17 protein-coding genes and 1 pseudogene are annotated in these 20,862 nt (G+C 64.4%); 6 read left to right on the top strand and 12 right to left on the bottom strand.

Annotated features, from left to right (window positions below; translation table 11 throughout):
- Nucleotides 1–71: 71 nt before the first annotated feature.
- Nucleotides 72–1,268, bottom strand: a complete 1,197-nt coding sequence (locus LJ362_RS03005; RefSeq protein ID WP_264800692.1) for an acyl-CoA dehydrogenase family protein — start codon at nt 1,266–1,268, stop codon at nt 72–74.
- A 122-nt stretch (nt 1,269–1,390) separates the two neighbouring features.
- Here LJ362_RS03005 and LJ362_RS03000 point away from each other — a divergent pair, with 122 nt between their 5' ends.
- The 3 genes from LJ362_RS03000 to LJ362_RS02990 all read left to right on the top strand — a co-directional run bounded on the left by LJ362_RS03000 (nt 1,391) and on the right by LJ362_RS02990 (nt 3,614).
- Nucleotides 1,391–2,287 (top strand): LysR family transcriptional regulator, encoded by an 897-nt coding sequence (locus tag LJ362_RS03000; protein WP_264800691.1) that lies wholly within the window; start codon nt 1,391–1,393, stop codon nt 2,285–2,287.
- A 104-nt stretch (nt 2,288–2,391) separates the two neighbouring features.
- Nucleotides 2,392–2,751, top strand: coding sequence for a threonine/serine exporter family protein (locus LJ362_RS02995; RefSeq protein WP_264800690.1), 360 nt, complete (start codon nt 2,392–2,394; stop codon nt 2,749–2,751).
- Nucleotides 2,748–3,614 carry a threonine/serine exporter family protein gene (locus LJ362_RS02990; RefSeq protein WP_264800689.1) on the top strand — a complete coding sequence of 289 codons (867 nt, stop codon included), beginning with the start codon at nt 2,748–2,750 and terminating at the stop codon, nt 3,612–3,614. The genes LJ362_RS02995 and LJ362_RS02990 overlap by 4 nt, the downstream gene beginning before the upstream one ends.
- A 96-nt stretch (nt 3,615–3,710) precedes the next feature.
- On the opposite strand, the gene LJ362_RS02985 is transcribed toward LJ362_RS02990, so the two are convergent.
- Both LJ362_RS02985 and LJ362_RS02980 read right to left on the bottom strand, forming a co-directional pair.
- Nucleotides 3,711–4,676 carry an aldo/keto reductase gene (locus LJ362_RS02985; RefSeq protein ID WP_264800688.1) on the bottom strand — a complete coding sequence of 322 codons (966 nt, stop codon included), beginning with the start codon at nt 4,674–4,676 and terminating at the stop codon, nt 3,711–3,713.
- A gap of 472 nt (nt 4,677–5,148) precedes the next feature.
- A complete protein-coding gene (locus LJ362_RS02980; protein WP_264800687.1) occupies nt 5,149–5,994 on the bottom strand; it encodes a DNA-formamidopyrimidine glycosylase family protein in 846 nt (281 codons plus the stop codon).
- Between the two features lie 232 nt (nt 5,995–6,226).
- Here LJ362_RS02980 and LJ362_RS02975 point away from each other — a divergent pair, with 232 nt between their 5' ends.
- Nucleotides 6,227–8,161 carry an aconitate hydratase gene (locus LJ362_RS02975; protein WP_264800686.1) on the top strand — a complete coding sequence of 645 codons (1,935 nt, stop codon included), beginning with the start codon at nt 6,227–6,229 and terminating at the stop codon, nt 8,159–8,161.
- A gap of 68 nt (nt 8,162–8,229) precedes the next feature.
- On the opposite strand, the gene LJ362_RS02970 is transcribed toward LJ362_RS02975, so the two are convergent.
- From LJ362_RS02970 to LJ362_RS02950, 5 genes and pseudogenes are all read right to left on the bottom strand, one after another.
- Nucleotides 8,230–9,015 carry a FadR/GntR family transcriptional regulator gene (locus tag LJ362_RS02970; RefSeq protein ID WP_264800685.1) on the bottom strand — a complete coding sequence of 262 codons (786 nt, stop codon included), beginning with the start codon at nt 9,013–9,015 and terminating at the stop codon, nt 8,230–8,232.
- A gap of 12 nt (nt 9,016–9,027) precedes the next feature.
- Nucleotides 9,028–9,839: pseudogene (locus tag LJ362_RS02965) on the bottom strand (3-oxoacyl-ACP reductase).
- Between the two features lie 63 nt (nt 9,840–9,902).
- Complete coding sequence (locus LJ362_RS02960; RefSeq protein ID WP_264800684.1) at nt 9,903–11,255, bottom strand: aldehyde dehydrogenase family protein; 1,353 nt, start codon at nt 11,253–11,255, stop codon at nt 9,903–9,905.
- Nucleotides 11,252–12,025: a gamma-glutamyl-gamma-aminobutyrate hydrolase family protein gene (locus tag LJ362_RS02955; RefSeq protein ID WP_264800683.1), complete on the bottom strand. Its 774-nt coding sequence runs from the start codon at nt 12,023–12,025 to the stop codon at nt 11,252–11,254. Before LJ362_RS02955 ends, LJ362_RS02960 begins: the two co-directional genes overlap by 4 nt.
- A complete protein-coding gene (locus LJ362_RS02950) occupies nt 12,006–13,370 on the bottom strand; it encodes a glutamine synthetase family protein (RefSeq protein ID WP_264800682.1) in 1,365 nt (454 codons plus the stop codon). The genes LJ362_RS02955 and LJ362_RS02950 overlap by 20 nt, the downstream gene beginning before the upstream one ends.
- 340 nt (nt 13,371–13,710) lie before the next feature.
- Here LJ362_RS02950 and LJ362_RS02945 point away from each other — a divergent pair, with 340 nt between their 5' ends.
- The gene (locus LJ362_RS02945; protein WP_264800681.1) at nt 13,711–15,312 is read left to right on the top strand and encodes an amino acid permease; all 1,602 of its coding nucleotides are present in this window, start codon (nt 13,711–13,713) and stop codon (nt 15,310–15,312) included.
- 169 nt (nt 15,313–15,481) lie between these two features.
- Here LJ362_RS02945 and LJ362_RS02940 read toward each other — a convergent pair whose 3' ends face one another.
- From LJ362_RS02940 to LJ362_RS02925, 4 genes are all read right to left on the bottom strand, one after another.
- Complete coding sequence (locus tag LJ362_RS02940) at nt 15,482–16,960, bottom strand: catalase (RefSeq protein ID WP_264800680.1); 1,479 nt, start codon at nt 16,958–16,960, stop codon at nt 15,482–15,484.
- A 234-nt stretch (nt 16,961–17,194) separates the two neighbouring features.
- The gene (locus tag LJ362_RS02935) at nt 17,195–18,544 is read right to left on the bottom strand and encodes a hypothetical protein (protein ID WP_264800679.1); all 1,350 of its coding nucleotides are present in this window, start codon (nt 18,542–18,544) and stop codon (nt 17,195–17,197) included.
- Between the two features lie 171 nt (nt 18,545–18,715).
- Entirely contained in the window at nt 18,716–19,303 is a 588-nt protein-coding gene (locus tag LJ362_RS02930; protein ID WP_264800678.1) for a HutD family protein, read from the bottom strand.
- Between the two features lie 47 nt (nt 19,304–19,350).
- Nucleotides 19,351–19,713 (bottom strand): VOC family protein, encoded by a 363-nt coding sequence (locus LJ362_RS02925; protein ID WP_101546338.1) that lies wholly within the window; start codon nt 19,711–19,713, stop codon nt 19,351–19,353.
- 123 nt (nt 19,714–19,836) lie between these two features.
- On the opposite strand from LJ362_RS02925, the gene LJ362_RS02920 reads away from it, so the two are divergent.
- The gene (locus LJ362_RS02920; RefSeq protein WP_264800677.1) at nt 19,837–20,862 is read left to right on the top strand and encodes an ATP-grasp domain-containing protein; all 1,026 of its coding nucleotides are present in this window, start codon (nt 19,837–19,839) and stop codon (nt 20,860–20,862) included.

Genomic DNA, 20,862 nt, shown 5'->3' with positions numbered 1-20,862 from the left:
ACAAACTAACGATGCGCCAACAAAGCCCTGCCCCGGACCGTGTAGCCCGCCTCTGCCTCAACCCACTCAGCTCATCTGAATGCCTGCTCCCCGGTGATGTGGCGGCCGAGGATGAGGGTGTGGACCTCGTCGGTGCCTTCGTAGGTGCGCACGGATTCGAGGTTGTTCGCGTGCCGCAGCGGTGAGTATTCGAGGGTGATGCCATTGCCGCCGAGCATCGTCCGGGCCTCCCGGCAGATGGCGATGGCTTCGCGGCAGTTGTTCAGCTTGCCGACGGAGATCTGCACGGGATCGAGGGTCCCGGCGTCCTTGAGTCGTCCTGTCTGGATGGCCAAGAGGGTGCCCTTCTGGATCTCGAGGGCCATGTTCACCAGCTTCTCCTGAGTGATCTGGTAGGCGGTGAGCGGCTTGTCGAACTGGAGGCGGTTCTGTGCGTACTCGAGGGCGACTTCGAAGGAGTCGCGGGCGGCCCCCATGGCGCCCCACATGATTCCGTACCGGGCCTCATTGAGGCAGGAGAACGGCCCCTTCAGTCCCGTAACCTCGGGCAGGACCGCCTCGGCGGGCAATTTCACGTCCTCAAGGTCGATATCGCACTGGATAGAGGCCCGCATCGACAGCTTCTGCGTGATCGGGGTGGCGGTGAATCCGGGAGTGTCGGTGGGCACGAGGAAGCCGCGGATGCCGTCGTCGGTGGCGGCCCAGATGACGGCGATATCGGCGATCGAGGCCAGACCGATCCAACGTTTGGCACCGTTGAGCGTCCAGGATCCGTCGGCGCCCTGGGTGGCGGTGGTGGCCATCGAGGCGGGGTCGGATCCGGCGGTGGGTTCGGTCAGTCCGAAGCAGCCGATGATCTCTCCGGCGGCCATTCCGGGAAGGTAGCGGTTCTTCTGCGCCTCGGAGCCGAACTTGTGGATGGCCGACATCGCCAGCGATCCCTGGACGGAGACGAAGGTGCGCAGTCCGGAGTCGCCGGCTTCGAGTTCGAGGGCGGCGAGACCGTATTCGACGGCGGAACGCCCCGGGCAGCCGTACCCCTGCAGATGCATGCCGAGGAGGCCGAGCTCGCCCATCTCACGCACGATCTCGGTCGGAAAGATCGCGCCTTCGTACCATTCGGCGATGTTCGGGCGGATCCGCTCGTCGACGAAGCTGCGGACCTTTTCGCGCAGCGCCAGCTCGTCGTCGGTGAGGAGTCCGGCGAGGTTGAGCAGGTCGGAAGGGTCGGCGGTGGTGGCGGGGGTGGCTGTGGTTTCGGCAGTCATGGGCGTCTCCTTGAGCATTGAGTTCGTCTTCAACAGTGCCATCGGAATTACTCAGAGTCCAAGAGGTAATATCGAGGTGATTAAGCGTATACTCTTATCAATCTGGGCAGTGGGGATACGACATGGAGTTCAGGCAGGTCACAGCGTTCCTCGCCGTCGCCGAGGAGCTGCATTTCGGGCGGGCCGCGGAACGTCTGCACATCGCGCAGCCCGCGCTCAGCCAGATGATCCGCGCGCTCGAACGAGACCTCGACGTCGATCTGTTCGAGCGGACGACCCGGCGGGTCCGATTGACGCCGGCGGGTGAGGCGCTGCTCGAACCCGCTGCGGCGATCGGGACTCAGGTGGACGGTGCCCGGCGCATCGCCCGGGCCGCTCAACAGGGTCTGGCGGGCCGGGTGCGCATCGGGTTCGGCGGCACGAGCGGCTACTCCATCCTCTCCAGACTGGCCCGCGAGGTCGGTGAGCGACACCCTGGCATCAGCCTCGACCTGCAGCCGCAGATGTACTGCGGGGAGGCCGCGATCGCCCTGCGCGACGGAGAGACGGATCTCGCGATCATCAGCCCGCCGGTGCCGGCGGGTGTCGAGGTCCACGTCATCCGACAGGAGAGCGTCATGATCGCCATGCCCTCGGGGCATGAGCTGGCCGAGCGCGAGTCGGTGAGCATGGGCGAACTCGCCGGTCAGCCGTTCATCTCCTATGCCCCATCGCACGGGTCGCAGGTCAGAGAGGTGATGATGCGGCTGGCCGATGACGCCGGTTTCCTGCCGCAGGTCGTCCAGGAGGCACCGGATCCCTACAGTCTTCTGGCGCTCGTCGGCGCGCAGGTCGGCATGGCCGTCGTCGTCGAGTCCTCGGATCACATCCGCATCGACGGAGTGCGCTATGTCCGCCTCGCCGAGGGCGGGGATTCGTTCACTCTCGCCCTCGGCTGGCGCCGAAACAACCCGTCCGAAGCACTGGCCCGGGTCCTCGACATCGTCCGCGAACTCTTCCCCTCCCCAATTACTACCTGACGGGGGCCCAGCAACCTGGCGCCAGGTTGCTGGGCCGCCGTCGGGTAGTAAGAGGCTGGTATCTTCTACTTCGTCGGCCGATCTGCAGACGAGAGGGATTGGGAGTGCACGAGGCAAGCGAAAAGACCGTCCCTGCGCAGGAGCTGCTGGTGACGATCGGGACGGGGCTGCTCGCCGGTGGGATCTCCTCGGTCGATGTCGAAGACGCACTGACCGGACTGGCACCTGCCGTCGGCCTGAAGTCGATCAATGTCGCAGCTCTTCCCAAGGGCCTGTTCCTCACCATCGGCCCCGGCAGTCCCACCCGGTTCGAACGCATCGGCCCTGACCTGCGGTTCGACCAGACGGCGAAGCTGCTCGACATCGTCGATGCCGTGCGGTCGCGTCGGCTCGGCATCGACGCCGCTCGCCGCATGATCGAGGCCGAGGTCTACGGCACTCCCCGCGCTGGCCCGGATGGGTGACCTGCCTCGGCGCGGTGCCCGTCGGCGTCGGGCTGTGCCTGCTGCTCGAACCGGGACTGGTCAACCTCGCCTTCGCCGCTCTCGGTTCGCTCATCGTCGCAGGTGTGCTCGCCGTCAACGCCCGGCACCCCAGCCTCGGACCGCTGCTGCCGGTCGCCTCGGCGTTCATCGTCGCGGTGCTCATCCTCGTCGGCTTCCGCCTTGACTGGCTGGACAGTCCCCTGCGCACGAGCGTCGCCACCCTGGCGCTGCTACTGCCTGGCAGCGCTGTGGTCACCGGACTGACCGAGATCTCCGCCGGCGCCCTCTCGGCAGGCAGTTCCCGGCTCGTCTCGGCCACCGTCCAGTTGGCGATGTTCATCGCCGGAGTCGCCGGTGCCTCCGTCGTCACTGGCACCGGCGCCGAGGCGCTTGCGAACTCCCAGCTCACCGCCTCGACATGGTGGCTGTCCGCCCTGGGCGTGGCCGCCGCGACGCTGGGCCTCATCATCTATCTGCACACTCCGCTCGAGCACACGGTGCCGATCGTCCTCACTATCGCTGCGGCCGCACTGGCACAACTGGGCATCGGTGCCGAATTCGGTGCGGCCATCGGCGGCCTGGCCGGCGCTTTGACCGCATCGGTGGTGGCCGTCGTGCTCTCGCGTCTGCCGAAAGGCCCGATCTGGCGGATCAGCTTCGTGCCCGCGTTCCTCGTCGTCGCTCCCGGGTCGTTCGGGCTCCTCAACGCTTCGCAGATCGAATTCGGAGACGGCACTGGGGTTGCCGGCAGCATGCTGGCGGCTGCGACCACGTTCTTCACCATCGCCATCGGCACGGTCATCGGCGCCGCCATCGCCCACGCGGTCGAGCCCAAAGGATGAAATCGTCGCCTGAGACACCTAGAGCTACCTGACGGCGGCTCAGCTACCTCGCGCGAGGTTGCTGAGCCGCCGTCAGGTAGTAATTGGGAGGGAAGGTCAGGACGGGTCCTCCTGCGCGAACGGCGCGGAGGCCCGGTCGAGACGGTCGACTTCGTCGGCGCTGAGCTCGAGCCCGGGTGCGGCCATGACCGCCTCGAGCTGCTCAGGGGTGCGGGCCGAGGCGATCGGTGCCGTCACGCCCTTCGCCAGCAGCCAGGACAGCGCCACAGTCGTCGGAGCGACATTGTGCGAATCAGCGATCGCGACGAGATCGTCGACGACCTTGAGCCCCTCGGCATTGAAATATCCCTGCACCATGCCACCTCGGTCGGCCCCTTCGAGGTCGGCTTCGGTGCGGTATTTGCCGGTGAGGAAGCCGGCGGCAAGGCTGAAGTACGAGAACACCGCGAGATCCCGCCGCTCGGCGACCGGGCGCAGATCGGTCTCGAACTCCCGCCGATAGACGAGGCTGTACTGCGGTTGGATCGCGACCGGCTTGACCAGCCCTTCGTCCTCGGCCGCTGCGAACCACCCGGCCAGACGCGCCGGCGAATAGTTCGACACCGCGATGTGCTTGGCCTTACCGGAACGGACGATCTCATCGAAGACGCGGGCCACCTCGGCGATGGGGGTCACCTCATCGTCGCGGTGGGCGTAGTAGAGGTCGACGTGATCGGTCTGCAGACGCTCCAGGGAGGCGTCGATGGCGGTGCGGATGTATTCGGGATCCTGCGTCTTGTGCTCGGGATGGTCGCCGACCTTCGTGGCGATGATGACGTCATCGCGGTTGCCCCGCGAGGCCAACCAGGTGCCGATGATGGTCTCGGATTCACGGCCGGTGTTGCCGGGCACCCACGCAGGGTAGGACTCGGCGGTATCGAGGAAATTGCCGCCGCCGGCCACGAAGGCGTCGAGGACGGCATGGGACTGCGCCTCATCGGCCGTCCACCCGAAGGTGTTCGTGCCGAGATTGATCGGGAAGATGGACAGGTCGGTGCCGGGAATCTGCTTCCGCGTGGTCAAGCTCTCCTCCATTCGTCGAATGTCCGGGCCTCAGGTGGCCCACACTTCCGCACAACGGATAGATCTGGAGAACTATTCCGCCGAGGCGGCCCACCCCTGACCGCGCCCCGCGCGGGAGGTCGTGAACGCCGCCTCCTCGTAGCCGGCGCGAGCATCGGCCCGCACCGGTACCGGGCCCCGCAACGAAGACGGTGTCGACGCCTACGGGCATGACGGCGCTGAAGTGAACCTCGGTACCGCGCAATTCAGTGTGCACGACCTCGAAGTGGCCGAGCACTCCGTACTTGGTCGCCGCGTACGTCGCCTCGCCCGGGGTGGGATGGACCGGTGCCGCCGAGGTGGCCCTGCGTGCCCATGGCATCGCCGACCGCCATCTCCGCCTCCGCCCAGAGTGAGGGTACGGCGAGCGCGGTGCAGATCCTGTCGATGGTGCCGTCCATGCCGGCGGTCAGGCGTCACTTGAGCAGGCGCCTCACTTGAGGAGGCGGTCCATGCGACGGTCGGAGAGCTTCCTTCCGCCGGTCTGACAGCCGGGGCAGTACTGGAAGGACTTGTCGGCAAAGGACACCTCGGCGACGGTCTCCCCGCAGACACGACAGGTCTCACCTGTGCGGCCGTGAACGGAGAATCCGCGCTTCTTCGCGGTTTTGATCTTGCCCGGCGGCAGGCCGATGAGCCTGCTGCGGGCGGCATCGAGCACCTCGTGGATGGCGGTGTGCAGCGCCTGCGGGTCGACGGTCTTCGCGGTTGCGAACGGGGAGAGCTTCGCGGCGTGGAGGATCTCGTCGGTATAGGCATTACCGAGGCCTGAGATGACTCTCTGATCTTCGAGGACCGTTTTGATCCGGGAGGTCGATTCGGATAGGGCCGCGGCGAGTTCGTCGACGGTGAGGCTCAGGACGTCGGGGCCGAGCGATGCGAGGGCGGGCACCTCGGAGGGGTCGCGGACGAGGGACACGGCGGCGTTCTTCTTCGACCCGGGTTCGATGAGGTCGAAGGCGGCCCCCGAGGCCAGGGTTACGCGCATTCCCAACGGCCCCTTGCCCATCCGGGTCGGACCACTCGGTGCGGTGTCATGCCAGTTCAGCCAGCCCATTCGGGCGAAACGGCAGACGAGACTGAGTCCGTCGAAACCGATGACGAGGGCTCGCCCACGGCGGGCCACCTCGGTGATAGCAAGTCCGGCGAGCGCATCGATGCTCGGGTCGACGGTCTTGAGCAGGCTGAGTTCGGCGATGTCCGCGCGGGTGACGAAGTCCCCGATCAGCCGCGGACGCAGGAAGTCGATCAGCGCATTGACCTCGGGCAGCTCCGGCATAGTCCCAGTATCCTCCTCACCTCCCAATCCCAACACCCCCCAATTGCTACCTGACGGCGGCTCAGCAACCTCGCGCCAGGTTGCTGAGCCGCCGTCAGGTAGTTCTGAGACGTGCAAACCCGGTCACAGGAGCCGACCGACCTTGAGAACCCATCGATCGACGACTAGCGTGGATTGACCACCCGAAGCCGAGTGGCTTCGGTGGATCGCTGACTGCCGAAGGAGGCGGACAATGGCTGAGAACGTTGCTCAGAAGCTCATCCGATCACATCTGGAGTCCGGGGAGCTCACTCCCGGAAACGAACTCGGGATCCGGATCGACCAGACGCTCACCCAGGATGCGACGGGCACCCTGGTCATGCTCGAACTCGAGGCGCTCGGCCTCGACCGGATCCGCACGGATCTGTCCGTGCAGTACGTCGATCACAACCTGCTGCAGACCGATGAGAAGAACCCGGAGGACCACGAGTTCCTCCGCTCTGCCGCGGCACGGTTCGGTCTGTGGTTCTCCCCTGCCGGCAACGGCGTCTCCCACCCTGTCCACCAGTCACGGTTCGGAAAGCCCGGGACGACTCTCATCGGCTCGGACTCCCACACCTGTGCCGCCGGCGCTTTGGGAATGCTCGCCATAGGCGTCGGCGGACTCGAGATCGCCATGGCCATGGCCGGTGAACCCCTCTTCATCAGCGCCCCGCAGATCATGGGCGTCGAACTCACAGGCACATTGCCCGACTGGGTCTCAGCCAAGGACGTCATCCTCGAAATGCTGCGTCGTCACGGGGTCAAAGGCGGAGTCGGGAAGATCATCGAATATCACGGGGACGGGTTGCGGAACCTCACGGCCATGGACCGTCACGTGATTGCGAATATGGGGGCCGAACTCGGCGCCACCGCCACGGTCTTCCCCGCCGATGATGCCGTCCGCGACTACTTGGAAGCCGTTGACCGAGCCGAGGACTTCACCCGCATCGAGGCCGACGAAGGTGCCGAATACGATCTCACCGACAGCATCGATCTCTCGCAGCTCGAACCGCTCATCGCCGCGCCGTCGTCTCCGGGCAACGTCACTCCAGTGCGCGAGGTCGCCGGTGAGGACGTCTTCCAGGTCGTCGTCGGCTCCTCGGCGAACCCAGGGCTGCGGGACTTCGCCGTCGTCGCCGAAACACTTGCCGACCGCCAGATTGATCAGCAGATTTCGCTCGACATCAACCCCACCTCACGTGAGGTCCTTGCCGACCTCATCGCCGGCGGATGGCTGACCTCACTGGTGGCTTCCGGGGCCCGGATTCACCAATCCGGCTGCATGGGCTGCATCGGCATGGGCCAGGCACCGGCGGTCGGGCGCAACAGTCTGCGCACCATGCCGCGCAACTTCCCCGGTCGCTCCGGCACCGATGAGGATTCCGTGTGGCTGTGTTCTCCGGAGACTGCCGCGGCCGCCGCGCTGACCGGGAAGATCACCGATCCCCGCGACCTCGACATGGACTATCCCGAGGTGCGGCTGCCGGAGAAGTTCTCCGCAAACCACAAGATGCTTGTTCCACCTCTGGAACCGGAGGAAGCCCGGAACGTCGAACTCGTCAAGGGAACGAACATTTCGACCCTGCCGAATTTCGACCCGCTGCCCGATGACATCGACCTGGAGATCCTGCTCAAGGTCGGCGACAACGTCTCTACAGACGAGATCATGCCCGCCGGATCCCGCGTTCTGCCGTATCGGTCGAACATCCCGAAGATCTCCGAGTTCGTCTATATCCAGGTCGATGACACCTATGCCACCCGTGCCGCCGACCACGACGGAGGACACGCGATCGTTGGTGGGGAGAACTACGGTCAGGGGTCCTCTCGCGAGCATGCGGTCATCGCTCCGCGCTATCTCGGACTGCGGGTAGTGGTGGCGAAGTCGTTGGCGCGGATCCATTGGCAGAACCTTGCGAACTTCGGCGTCCTCGCCCTCGAGTTCACGGACGATTCCGACTACGAATCCCTGTCCCAGGGTGATGTGCTCGAGTTCCGTGGTCTGCGCGATGAGCTCGGTGCGGGGATGACGATCACCGCCGAGGCGGCCGGCCGAAAGTTCGAATTCCGCCATGGCCTGTCGCCGCGTCAGGTCGAGATGGTCCTCGCCGGTGGTCGCATCGCCCAGCGCGCCGCGAACCTCAGTTGACTCCACGAACTACCTGACGGCGGCCCAGCAACCTCGCGCGAGGTTGCTGGGCCGCCGTCAGGTAGTAATTATTGGGGTGAGGCGAGGAAGCCTCTCAAGAGAGCCGCAGTGCCATCGAGGTGTTCGGCCATAGCAACACGAGCAGCCTCGGGATCCCCGGCGAGGATCGCCTCATGGATGTGCAGATGCTGTTCGTGAGAGTGGACGAGGTTGGGCTCGATCATCGGGATGCGTTCGAGCAGCTTGTTCGCTCGAGTCCGGCTCTCGACCATCGAGCGCACGAGACTCGGCGAACCGGTCATCTGCGCCCAGGTCAGGTGCAGCTGCGAATCGAGTCGCCGGTACGAAGACATATCGGAATCCCGGCTCGCCTCGAGGGCGGCCGTCAGCTGACCGCGCTGAGCCGCGGTGAGATCCTGTGCAGCAGCCACCTCGGCGATGCCGATCTCGATGACCTTGCGCCACAGGAGAGTGTCATCGACTGCTTCGGGCGAGAATCCGCGGCCGGGACTGTCATCGGTCCGCTTCGTTCCCGCAGGCACGACGCCCCCGGGACCGATATTCGCACGAGACTTCGTCACGAATGTCCCGCCGCCGCGACCGCGTCGCACGCTCACCCAGCCGGCGGCTTGCAGTTCGGAGATCGCTTCGCGCAATGTCGCCCGTGAGACTCCGAACTGTTCGGCCAATTCACGTTCGGGAGGGAAACGGTCGCCGGGAGGAATGACCCCGAGCCGGATGATCTGCAGCAGGCATTCGATGGTCTCTTCGAAGACATTTGCCGAACGCGCAGGGGCGATCGCCCGCAGAGCAGCTATCTGCCCTTGCGGTGCGGTCGACCTCTCTGCGCTCATGTTCTCACCTTCTCACAACGGCGTCGTGTAGGCGTTGGTGAGACCTCCGTCGACGTGAAAGCCTGCGCCGTGACGAAGGAAGCATCGTCACTGGCAAGGAAGGCAACGGCGGCAGCCATCTCGTCCGCCTCGGCGAAACGTCCCATCGGCACGTGGACCAGACGCCGGGCAGCCATTTCGGGATCTTTGGCGAAGAGCTCCCGCAGGAGATCCGTGTTCACCGGGCCCGGGCACAGCGCATTGACCCGCACTCCTTCTTTCGCGAACTCGACTCCGAGTTCTCGGGTCATGGCCAGCACTCCGCCCTTCGACGCTGTATAGGAGATCTGCGAGGTGGCCGACCCCATAAGGGCTACGAAGGATGCCGTATTGATGATCGAGCCTCGTCCCTGCCTGCGCATATGCTTCAACGCCGCCTGCGAGCACAGGTACACCGAAGTCAGGTTGATCTCCTGCACTTTCCGCCAGACGTCGATTCCGGTGTCCGTGATGGAGGCATCGTCGGTCGGTGACACTCCGGCGTTGTTGAAGGCGGCATCCACACTTCCAAAGGTGGCTGCCGCGGTGTCGAAGAGGTTCTCGACTGCCGCCGGGTCGGTGACATCGGTGGCCACGAACAGTCCGCCGACCGCCTCGGCCGCCGCAGCACCGGCATCAGCGTTCGTGTCGGCGATGACAACGTGGGCGCCTTCCGAGGCCAGTCGTTTGGCTGTGGCCAGCCCGATTCCGCTGGCGCCGCCGGTGACGACGGCAGTGCGTCCGGGCAGTCGGCGGCAGATGATCGCGGAATCGTCCTGGGTGGAAGCAGTCTGTCGTGCGTTCATGTCGTTGGTGTCCTTTGCTGGGAGAAGGTGGTAGGCCTGTGGAGTGGCGATGGAGAGAGCTGTTCAGTCGGTGGCGATGAAGACGTTCTTCGTCTCGGTGAAGGAGTCCATCGCGTGGGGCCCGAGTTCCCGTCCGATGCCCGACCGTTTGAATCCGCCGAATGGGGTGGAGTAGCGGACTGCCGAATGCGAGTTCACCGAGAGCGCGCCGGTGTCGACTCCGCGGGCAGCTCGCAGCCCGCGGCCGATGTCGCGCGTCCAGATCGACCCGGAGAGTCCGTAATGGGAATCATTGGCCATCGCGATCGCTTCGGCCTCGTCCCGGAACCGCTGCACAGTGACGACAGGTCCGAAGACCTCTTCGGTGACGATGCGGTCCTGCGGCGACTTCGGCAGCACGACGCTGGGCTTCAGCCAATAGCCGGTCCCGGTCGGCGCATCGCCGGTGAACGCAATATCGACGCCGTCGAGGAATGACGTGACCGTTTCCAGATGCCCGGCAGAGATCAGCGGCCCCATCTCTGACTCGTCCGAACCGGGGTCACCGACCTTGACACCCTTGACTGCCGGTTCCAGAAGCTCGAGGAAACGGTCGAACACCGAGTCTTCGACGAGGATCCGTGACCGCGCACAGCAGTCCTGGCCGGCATTGTCGAAGACACCGTAAGGTGCGGTGGCTGCCGCCTTTTCGAGGTCGGCATCGGCAAAGACGATGTTCGCGGATTTGCCGCCGAGTTCCAGGGTCGTCCGCTTCATCGTCGTCGCCGAGTCTGCAAGGATCTTCTGCCCCACCTCGGTCGATCCCGTGAACACGATCTTCGCGACCCGGGGATCATCGGTGAAGGTCTGGCCGACGACGGATCCCCGGCCGGGCAGAACTTGGAAGACGTCAGCGGGAATCCCCGCCTCCACGGCCAATTCTCCGAGGCGGATCGCCGTCAGAGGGGTGAGTTCGGCAGGTTTGAGAACCACGGTGTTTCCCGCTGCCAGGGCCGGGACGAACCCCCACCCGGCAATCGGCATCGGGAAGTTCCAAGGAACGATGATGCCCACGACTCCGAGCGGTTCGTTGAAGGTGATGTCCACTCCCCCGACAACCGGAATCTGATCGCCGAGGTGGCGCTCCACTCCCCCGGCGAAGTAGTTGAGCACATCGCGGACGTTTCCCGCTTCCCCGCGTGCGTTGCCGATCGTGTGGCCGGCTTCTGCGACTTCGAGTTGGGCGAGGTTTTCGATGTCAGCGTCGACCGCCCGGGCGAAGGCCCTCAGCAGCTCCGCACGTTCTGCCGGTGCGGTTGTCCGCCACCGCTGAAATGCATCCGCCGCGCGGCCGATGGCGTCGCGTGTCGATTCGACGGTATGTCCTGCGACCGCGGTGATCCGTTCTTCGGTCGCAGGATTGAGCACATCGGTCATAGTCGAGCCTCCTCTTTCGTCTCCGTCATTCGGGTATGCACACGTTTTCGGGCTCTCTCAACGAGGTCGGCGAAGAGCCTCAGGTCGTCGAGAGTCTCTTCTGGATGCCACTGCACCGCCACCATCCTCGCCTCATCGTCTTCGAAAGCTTCGACAGTGCCGTCCTGCGCCCGGGCAGACAGAACCAATTCCTCGCCGAGGCGGTCGATCGATTGATGATGATGGCACCGAACCGTGGCTCCGGTACCGATGATCGCGGCGGTCGTCGTTTCGGGCACGGTGGTCACGGCCACCTCGGCGAATTCGTCTTTGATCTCCGCTTCGTGCGGATCAAGACCGGGGAGGTCCGGCACATGCTGGTGGAGGGTGCCGCCATGGACGGTGTTGACGATCTGAGCTCCGCGGCAGATCGCGAGCACCGGGATATCGGCTGCTTGTGCATGTTCGTACAGGCTCACTTCGAACCGGTCACGGCGCAGGTTGGGCTCCTGGGTGCGTTCATGCGGTTCGGCGCCGTAGAGCCGGGGGTCGACGTCGTCTCCGCCGGTGAGCACGAATCCGTCGAGTTCGGCCGCTTCGGCGGCCGACCACGGTTCCTCCGGGGGAAGGAGCACGACACGGCCACCGGCGCGGGTGACCGCGGTGACGTAGACGCTGGGCAGGAAGGCGGCGTCACGGTCCCAGACTCCGTATTGACCTCTCCCGTAGTAGGTCGGCAGACCGATGAGCGGCCGTCGGGACCCGGACGAGTCAGAGCCGTTCGAAGCCACGTCGGACCTCCCAATCGGTGACGGCCGCGTCGAAAGCAGCCATTTCGACCCGACCGGCGTGAGCGTAGTGGTCGACGACTTCGTCGCCGAACGCTGCGCGTGCAGCCGATGATGAGTCGAATGCGGAGACCGCATCGTGGAGGCGCCTCGGAATGTGCGGTACGTCTTGAGTGTAGGCATTGCCGGCCAGGGCCTCCGGCAGTTCCAGCCTGTTCTCCAATCCGTGGATTCCAGCGGCGACGAGTGCCGCGCAGGCGAGGTACGGGTTGGCATCGGCACCGGGGACTCGCTGTTCGAAGCGCAGAGCAGGGCCGTGGCCGACGATGCGGACGGCGCAGGTGCGATTGTCCCATCCCCAACCCACGGCGGTTGGAGCAAAGGACCCCTCGGCGAAGCGCTTGTACGAGTTGATATTCGGCGCGTAGAGGTAGGTGAAGTCGTATTGGGTGGCGACGACCCCTGCCACGAAATGCTTCATCGTCTCCGACATCTCCGAGCCGTGACCGACTCCGAATACGGGTTTTCCATCATTGTCGTTGAGGCTCATGTGGATATGGCATGAGCTGCCTTCACGGTCATTGGGTTTGGCCATGAAGGTCACCGAGCGGCCCTGCTGGTCTGCGATCTGCTTGGCACCGAGTTTGTACACAACGTGGTTATCGCAGGTGGCGAGGATGTCCGTGTAGCGGAATCCGACCTCGAGCTGCCCGAGGTTGCACTCGCCTTTCGCACTCTCCGTGTAGAGCCCGGCGCCGTCCATCTCGTTGCGCAGCCGGCGGAGATAGTCTTCGACCTGCCCTGTGCCGAAGAGCGAATAGTCGATGTTGTAGATGCTGGCCGCTTCGAGGTTGCGGTAGTCGCTGGCCATGGCGTCCCGGTAGCTCGTGTTGTACAGGGCGAATTCGAGCTCGGTGGCTCCGATCGGCGCAAATCCGAGCTTCTCGAGGCGTTCGAGCTGAGCCTTGAGCACCTGCCGTGGGGAGACCGCCAATGGAGTTCCGTCGGTACGCGCCAGGTCGCATTGGACCATCACGGATCGTGGATGCCAGGGGACGCGACGCAGAGTCGAGAAGTCGGGCACGAACATCAGGTCACCGTAGCCGTGTTCCCAGGAGGTCAGCGCGAAGCCGTCGACGGTGTTCATCTCGACGTCGGCAGCGAGCAGGTAGCTGCAGCCTTCGGTCCCGTTTTCCATCACTTCGTCGATGAAGAATCGTCCCGTGATCCGTTTGCCCTGGAGTCGTCCCTGCATATCTGTCGCGGCGACGAGGACAGTGTCGACCTCTCCGGACGCAATGTCGTTCTGCAGCTGATCAAGGGTCAACGGTGATGGGGCAGTGCTCATAGTTCCTCTTCTCGATTGTGGCGCGTCATTGCGACCGCTCGCGGAAACTCTCAGTTGGTGAGTGCGCTGGAATGTCGGCATCCCCCTTAAAGGTATGACACCAATCCTTTTCCATGCAATAGTTTGACGAAAACACCAGTCATCGACGGCATCTGATGCGTAAAAACAACCATTGACAAACCATTTATCGAGTGTCATGCTCAACGACAGAACTCAGCTGTGACTCCAATCACGCGTTCGGATTTTGCGTCAGACACAGCGCCGGCCGCCTGATCATCGCCGATCAGACGGAGCCGGAGGGCGCACAGACAAATTCGTTTCGAGCAGAACGGTGTTCTCCATGAGCAATGACGCCACACCTCCAGCAGATCCAGCGAAGAAGCCGATACCCGGGGCGGGCTCGTCTCCGGCAGCCGCGGGCCTCAGCGATGATGAAGCAGGGCTCGCTGAGCTCGGCTACAAGCAAGAGCTCAAACGCGGAATGTCGGGGTTCGGCAACTTCGCAGTCTCTTTCTCGATCATCTCGATCCTGGCGGGCTGCATCACTTCCTACAGCATCGCCTTAGGGTCTGGCGGCCCGTCGGCGATCACCATCGGTTGGCCGTTGGTCGGCATCTTCGTCCTCTGTGTCGCATTGGCCATGGCCGAGGTGTGTTCGAAATACCCCACGGCTGGAGGTCTGTACTTTTGGGCCGGACGCCTGGCCAAACGCAACAAACGGCATTGGGCCTGGTATGTCGGGTGGTTCAACTTCCTCGGCGAGGTCGCTGTCACGGCAGCTATCGACTACGGTGCGGCTACCACGATGATGGCTTTTGCGGCGCTGACTTTCGGTGTCGTGCCCACGGCACTCAATACCTTCGGGCTCTTCCTCGTCATCATCGTCATCCACGGCCTGCTCAACACCTTCGGAGTCAACCTCGTCAACCTGCTCTCAGGGGTCTCGGCCTGGTGGCACATCGTCGGTGTCCTCATCATCGTCGGTGCGCTGTGGATCATGCCGACGAAGCACCAGTCGTTCAGCTGGACGATGACGGCCTGGCACAACGAAACCGGATTCACGTTCATGCCGTTCGTGTTCCTCATGGGCCTGCTCATGGCTCAGTACACGTACACCGGCTACGATGCCTCGGCGCACGTGGCTGAGGAGACGAAGAACGCGGCGATCGCTGCTCCGAAGGGCATCGTCATGAGCGTGCTCATCTCGATCATCGGCGGGTGGATCCTGCTCTATTCGATCACCGCGTCCATTCAAGACGGCTCCGAGGCGGGTTTGACCGCGCTCAACGCCACCGAGACCGGACTGCCTCCGGCTCAGGTGTTCCTCGACGCTCTCAACAATCCGACGATGGCGAAGTTCCTGCTCTTCATCGTCTGCGGCGCACAGTTCTTCTGCGGTATGGCATCGGTGACGGCGAACTCGCGGATGAGCTATGCGTTCTCCCGCGATGACGCGATTCCTGGTTCCCGGTGGTGGAAGAAGGTCAACCCACGCACCGGCACTCCGACGAACTCGATCTGGCTGTGCATCGTGCTCTCCACCGTGCTCACGCTGCCGGCATTGTTCAATGAGACCGCGTACCTGGCGGTGACCAGTGTGGCGGTGATCGGACTCTATATCGCCTATGTCGCTCCGGTGCTGCTGCGCAGGCTCAAGGGCAAAGACTTCCAGAACGGACCGTGGAATCTCGGTAAGTGGAGCGGAGTCATCGGTTGGATCGCAGTCGTGTGGGTGATCTTCATCTGCATCCTCTTCGTTCTCCCGCCGAGCCTGCCGATTACCATCTCGACGTTCAACTATTCCCCGGTTGCGGTTCTCGCGGTGGCTCTCATCGCCGTCATCCTCTGGTACGCCCGAGGGAAGAAGCACTTCATGCAGCACCTCGACAAGGATCAGTTGGCCATCGACGAGAAGAAGCTCCTAGAAGAAATCGACGACTAACAACTACTACCTGACGGCGGCCCAGCAACCTCGCGCGAGTTGCTGGGCCGCCGTCAGGTAGCAATTGGGAAAGAGAAGGCGGCCCGGACACTCCCGCGGTGTGGGGGTTCCGGGCCGCCGTCTCGTGCCGAACTCTCAAGCGGTCAGGCGCTCACGATCTCAGGCTGCTTCAGCCCTTGACCTTGGCCTCGATAGCCGCGCCGACCTCGGCGTCGATGTTCTTCCAGTACTGGATCGCATTCGACAGCACCGGCTCCTCGACTCCGTCGGAGAGTCCGCCCGCGACGGTCTCGATGAGACCCTGGCGCTCCTCCTCGGTGTAAACCTCACGGACCAGGGTGTGTGCCTGGCCGAAGTCGTCGTCCTCGGCGTGCAGGCTGTAGGCGCTGCGCACCAGCTCGCCGTCGGCCTCCCAGCCGTTGTCGACCGGGCCCTGCTCGTCCTGGTAGGAGCGTCCGTACGAGTTCGGGGCGTAGACGGGCGCATTACCCGAGTGGTGGTACTCCATCTGGCCTTCCTTGTCGTACGAATTCGTCTTCGTGACAGGGGCGTTGACCGGCAGCTGGTTAAAGTTCGTGCCGATGCGGTTGCGCTGTGCATCCGGGTAGGAGAACACGCGGCCCAGCAGCATCTTGTCCGGCGAGAGCCCGGTTCCCGGCACGGTGTTCGAGGGGCTGAAGGCAGCCTGCTCGATCTGTGCGAAGTGGTTCGAGGGGTTCTCGTTGAGGGTGAACTTGCCGACCTTGATGAGCGGGTAGTCCTTCTTCGACCAGATCTTGGTCAGGTCGAAGGGGTTGAAGCGGTAGTCCTTGGAGTCTTCGTAGGGCATGATCTGCACGCTGAAGGTCCAGGACGGGTAGTCGCCGCGCTCGATGGCATCGAACAGGTCGCGGCGATGCATGTCCGCATCCTCGCCCGCCATCCGACCGGCTTCCTCGTTGCTCATGTTCTCCACGCCCTGGTCGGTGTGGAAATGGTACTGGACCCAGAACTTCTCGCCCTCGGCGTTGACCCACATGTAGGTGTGCGAGGAGTAGCCGTTCATGTGGCGCCAGCTCTTGGGCAGGCCGCGGGGTCCCATGAGGTAGGAGACCTGGTGAGCCGACTCAGGCGAGAGCGACCAGAAGTCCCACTGCATATTGTTGCTCCGCAGACCGGAGTCGGGCAGGCGCTTCTGCGAGTGAATGAAGTCGGGGAACTTCATGGGATCACGGACGAAGAACACGGGGGTGTTGTTGCCCACCATGTCGAAGTTGCCCTCTTCGGTGTAGAACTTCAGCGCGAATCCGCGCACGTCGCGCCACGAGTCGGGCGAGCCTAGTTCACCGGCGACGGTGGAGAAGCGGGCGAGCATCGGGGTCTTCTTGCCCGGCTGCAGGAAGTCGGCCTTCGTGTACTTGGAGACGTCTTCGGTGACTTCGAGCTCGCCGAATGCGCCGGATCCCTTTGCGTGGGGGCTGCGCTCGGGAACTCGCTCACGGTCGAAGCGAGCAAGCTTCTCGACCAGAGCCACGTCGTGGAGCATCAGCGGCCCGTTCGCGCCCACACTCAGCGAGTGAGCATCGGATTCCCGCGGCGCACCGGACTCGGTGGTCGTTGCCTTCGTACTGTCGTGGCCAGCATATTCATGATCTGTATGTTGCGTCATAACATCTCCTTCAACCGTTTGATTTCAGGCGGCGTCACTCAGCCCGCGATCACGGCCACCGGTGAGATGCGGTTCCCACCGGTGCAGCTGATCGGTCGGCTCAGTGCCGTTCGCCCAGTCTCGATATCCCGACTTCGGCAGAACACTGACAAAGTTAGTTTCAACCTAGCGATGTTCTCTGCTCGATACAACCAAGGGCGGGCTGTTTAAATTCCCGTCGTCGACGTGTCAGACTCACCCTTCCGCCGAGGCGGCCGACCCACCACCCGAACCGCCGGAACCGCCGGTTCCGGATCCGCCCGAACCCGACGAGCCGCTGCCCGAGGCGTCCGACCCGTCCGAGCTGGATCCCGAGCCTGTGCTGCTGTTTGTCCCACCGCTGGTGTCCCCGGAGCTGCCGGTGCCATCGGTCGAGGTGGACCCGCTGCTCGCACCCGTGCCGTCGGTGCTCGTCGAACTGCCGGAGGAATCGCCCGTGCCCGTCGTCGTGTCCGTACCCTGAGAGCCCTGCCCCTCTGCCGCACCTTCGGCGCCGGTCTCCCCCGCCGAGGTGGACTGACCGTTCTGCGTGCCCGATCCGCTGTTCGATGAGCTCTGACCGCCGTCGGCGCCCGACCCGGATCCGCTCGACGATTCGTCTCCGCTGGTCCCGGAGTTCGAAGTCCCGTCGTCGATGACGGGTTGGTCGTTCGTCGACTGCCCGGTCACCGATCGCGAGATCTGCGAGGTGCCTGGTGAGATATCGGCTTCGGTGAAGTTCTCGGCCATCACGACCGCGCCGAGCCCGATTCCGAAGGCTGCGACGCCGATCGTCAACGGGTAGAGGACCCGTTTGCGACGCAGCTTCTGCCACCAGGAGCGGGGCTCGCTCTCGGTTTCACTGCCGTCGCCGTCCTCGGCTGTTCTGTCGTCCGCCGCCGAGGTGGCTGCCGCGGTCGCATTGCCGCCGCCGGGTTCCGGTGGAGCAAAGGCCGAATCTTCGGCGAGTGAGGGATCGACTGCAGTAGTCTTGCCATTGGGATTCTTCGCGATCTTCGCCTTCACGGCCGGAGCGAGTTTGGACCCGACTTCCTGGATCTTCTCCTTGCCTTTGTCGAGGCTGCGACCGTAGAGAGTGACGGCCAGGCCGGTGACGATGCTGGCGACTCCGGCACCGACGACTGTGCCCGCGACGCCGAGCTGACCGCCGATGACCGAGGAGGTCGCAGCTGCGCCGGCGCCCGCCAGCAGCTGAGTGGCCGAGATCCGGCCCTCTGAGGATTTCCCCTCTTTCTTGTCCTCGGCCGTCTCTGCCGCTTCGGCGACGGCGGTCGGGGAGACAGCTGTGGCCGCAGCAGTCGTAGGTGAGTCCGCGGCTGTGTCCGGCAATGTCCTCGTCTGCTGTTGGGTGGTCTGGCCGTCGTGGCGGATCGGGTTGGGCGGCATCACCTTGGTGACGACGTGTTCGGTGGGTTCGGCTGCCGGGGCCGGGTGGGAGCTGACGATCTCTTCGGTGATCAGCGGCAGGGTTTGGGAATGCTCGGGCAGACGAGTTTCGTCGTTGCGCTCGTGCTGTCTGTTCTTGCCGCTGTCGCCGACCGTCAAAGTTCCTCCAATTTCCGGTGGAGAACCATTCTCGAACATGCACGTTCGGGGATCCTGACACTACCCGTCCGAAGCTGAGAAAGGCCTGATGAAAATGCCCGGAAACGGCACCGTCACCTGGGACGATACGCGGGAATGTGACGCCCACTACAGTAGGTTCTCACCGATTTCTCAGATGTGCGCGTCGCCACTTTCGGAGTGAAGATACGCCATCGAGACCTCCTCTGGAGCAACCTCACCCGGCTCGAGTTCCAGCAGTTGAAAACACGGGAGATCCAACCCCGCTTCGAGAGTGAGCACAAACCGGAATCTGCTGGCCGGGAGCTGCTCGCCGATGCCCATCTGCAGCTCGCCGCAGGCACATTCGGTTTCGCTGCCCGCGCCCGTGCCGGTGTCGTGAGCGGAGTCGTCCATACCGTCGTCGGCGACCATGAGGTTGACGGCGAAACAGGGCGCTGCCAGTTCGACGAGGTTCACGTCCTGACTTCCGAGGAAATGTTCCGCGCGCAACGCCGGCACCGGGTGCACGATTCTGTCGATCTCCAGGACCACCTCGGCGGTGGGGAGGAAGGTGCGCGCCACTCCGGGCAGCGCTGAGAACGGGCCCACGCGTTCGAGTCGAGCGATGCTCAACCGCCAAGGACGCAGCCCCGGAGTCAGCTGCGCGGAGTCAGCCAGGGAGACGAGCTCAGTGGTCTGACCGGCACCATTGGCCCACAGGACAGGATTACGGTCGGCAAACGAGGCGAGCGCGCGCATGACTCAGCACACCACGGACGGGTGGGGCCGCCTCGGTGATGGTGTGGTCATCCTTTGCACAGGCAGAACGGGTGACCGGCCGGGTCGAGGAACACGCGGAACGTCTCTCCCGGCTGCTCTGGGGCCTTGCCCGCACCGATCTCGAGCACGGACTCCTCAGCAACATCGAGGTCGTCGACGATGACGTCGAGGTGCATCTGCTGCGGGTGGGCCTGACCGGGCCAGCTGGGCGCGTGGTAGTCCTCGACCTGCTGAATGCACAGCGGGGGCCAAGAATCGGAGGTGACTTCCGCCCAGGTGCCGTCCTCCTCGACCGCGACCTTCCAATCGAGGAGCTGGCCGTAGAACTCTGCGAGCTCGGCGGCGTCGGGAGCATCGAGTACGACCACAGGTTGCTTTGCGATAGCCATGACCTGAGTCTACGCCGCACCACGGACATGACGAAGGGGCCAACGACGGTCGGGGTGGCGTAAGATCGTTGAGCAGATCCGCCGGGCGAGCGATCGCGCCGGCACCCCGAGCAAAGGTGCGCGATGAGTTCTCACATGCTGCCCGTCGGCAATGCTGCCGCGGTGCACATCATCCACGACAATCCGGAATGGATCGCCCCGTTCACGGATGCGCTCGACCGCCTCGGCGTCGCCCATGTCGAATGGCTGCTGCCCGAGACCACGATCGATCTTGCCGCGGAACCCCCTGCCGGGCTGTTCTGGTCGCGGCTGTCGGCGTCGGCGCACACCCGGACCGATCCGTATGTGAAGGAGTACGGACGTGCGGTCCTCGACTGGCTCGCCGCCGCCGGCCGCCGAGTCATCAACGGTCGCGACGTCTATGAGCTCGAGGTCAGCAAGATCCGTCAGCATCGCGAGCTGGCTGGCCGGGGCTTCGACGTGCCGCGCACCGCGGCCGCGTTCGGACCGCGGGCGCTCGTCGAGGCCGCGGCCGGCTTCACTCCCCCGTTCATCACGAAGCACAATCAGGGCGGCAAGGGCCTCGGTGTGCGTCGCTTCGACTCCCGTGCCGAACTCGAGGCGGTCGCCGATGAGTTCGCGCCCGGTGGAGCGAATGCGCCGATCGACGGCATCACCCTCATCCAGGAGTATGTGCAGCCTGCCCAGCCGTTTATCACCCGTGCCGAATTCATCGGCGGACGCTTCCACTATGCGGTGCGCGTCGACGTCTCAGGTGGGTCATTCGAGCTGTGCCCGGCCGATGCCTGCACGATTCCGGGTGCCGGGCCCGATCCCGACGTCGAGGCGGTCCCCCAGTTCGCCCGCCGTGAGGAGATCACGGCCGGAACACCGCTCATCGCCGGGCTCGAGACGCTGTTGGCCGACCTCGGCATCGAGATCGCCGGCATCGAGTTCATCGAGACCGCCGACGGCCGTCAGGTCGTCTACGACATCAACACGAACACGAACTACAACCCATCCGTCGAGTCCGCCGAGCAGTCGGCAGGTCGTCAGCCTGCCGCGGACCGTATCGCCGATTTCATCGCCGATGCCCTCGCCGAGGCGGCCCCACAGTCGGTATCCCCCGCCGGGCCCGCAGCGTGGTGA

Origin of the sequence: Brevibacterium sp. JSBI002 (assembly GCF_026013965.1) — a bacterium.
Classification (GTDB): domain Bacteria; phylum Actinomycetota; class Actinomycetes; order Actinomycetales; family Brevibacteriaceae; genus Brevibacterium.
This window is presented reverse-complemented; position numbering and strand designations above follow the sequence as displayed.

What these genes read in the sequence shown, in the direction of transcription:
- LJ362_RS02970 (WP_264800685.1), bottom strand. Translation starts at nt 9,015, where the DNA reads ATGAGCGCAGAGAGGTCGACCGCACCGCAAGGGCAGATAGCTGCTCTG.
- LJ362_RS02975 (WP_264800686.1), top strand. Translation starts at nt 6,227, where the DNA reads ATGGCTGAGAACGTTGCTCAGAAGCTCATCCGATCACATCTGGAGTCC.
- LJ362_RS02925 (WP_101546338.1), bottom strand. Translation starts at nt 19,713, where the DNA reads ATGGCTATCGCAAAGCAACCTGTGGTCGTACTCGATGCTCCCGACGCC.
- LJ362_RS02920 (WP_264800677.1), top strand. Translation starts at nt 19,837, where the DNA reads ATGAGTTCTCACATGCTGCCCGTCGGCAATGCTGCCGCGGTGCACATC.
- LJ362_RS02950 (WP_264800682.1), bottom strand. Translation starts at nt 13,370, where the DNA reads ATGAGCACTGCCCCATCACCGTTGACCCTTGATCAGCTGCAGAACGAC.
- LJ362_RS02945 (WP_264800681.1), top strand. Translation starts at nt 13,711, where the DNA reads ATGAGCAATGACGCCACACCTCCAGCAGATCCAGCGAAGAAGCCGATA.
- LJ362_RS02980 (WP_264800687.1), bottom strand. Translation starts at nt 5,994, where the DNA reads ATGCCGGAGCTGCCCGAGGTCAATGCGCTGATCGACTTCCTGCGTCCG.
- LJ362_RS03000 (WP_264800691.1), top strand. Translation starts at nt 1,391, where the DNA reads ATGGAGTTCAGGCAGGTCACAGCGTTCCTCGCCGTCGCCGAGGAGCTG.
- LJ362_RS02960 (WP_264800684.1), bottom strand. Translation starts at nt 11,255, where the DNA reads ATGACCGATGTGCTCAATCCTGCGACCGAAGAACGGATCACCGCGGTC.
- LJ362_RS02940 (WP_264800680.1), bottom strand. Translation starts at nt 16,960, where the DNA reads ATGACGCAACATACAGATCATGAATATGCTGGCCACGACAGTACGAAG.
- LJ362_RS02930 (WP_264800678.1), bottom strand. Translation starts at nt 19,303, where the DNA reads ATGCGCGCGCTCGCCTCGTTTGCCGACCGTAATCCTGTCCTGTGGGCC.
- LJ362_RS03005 (WP_264800692.1), bottom strand. Translation starts at nt 1,268, where the DNA reads ATGACTGCCGAAACCACAGCCACCCCCGCCACCACCGCCGACCCTTCC.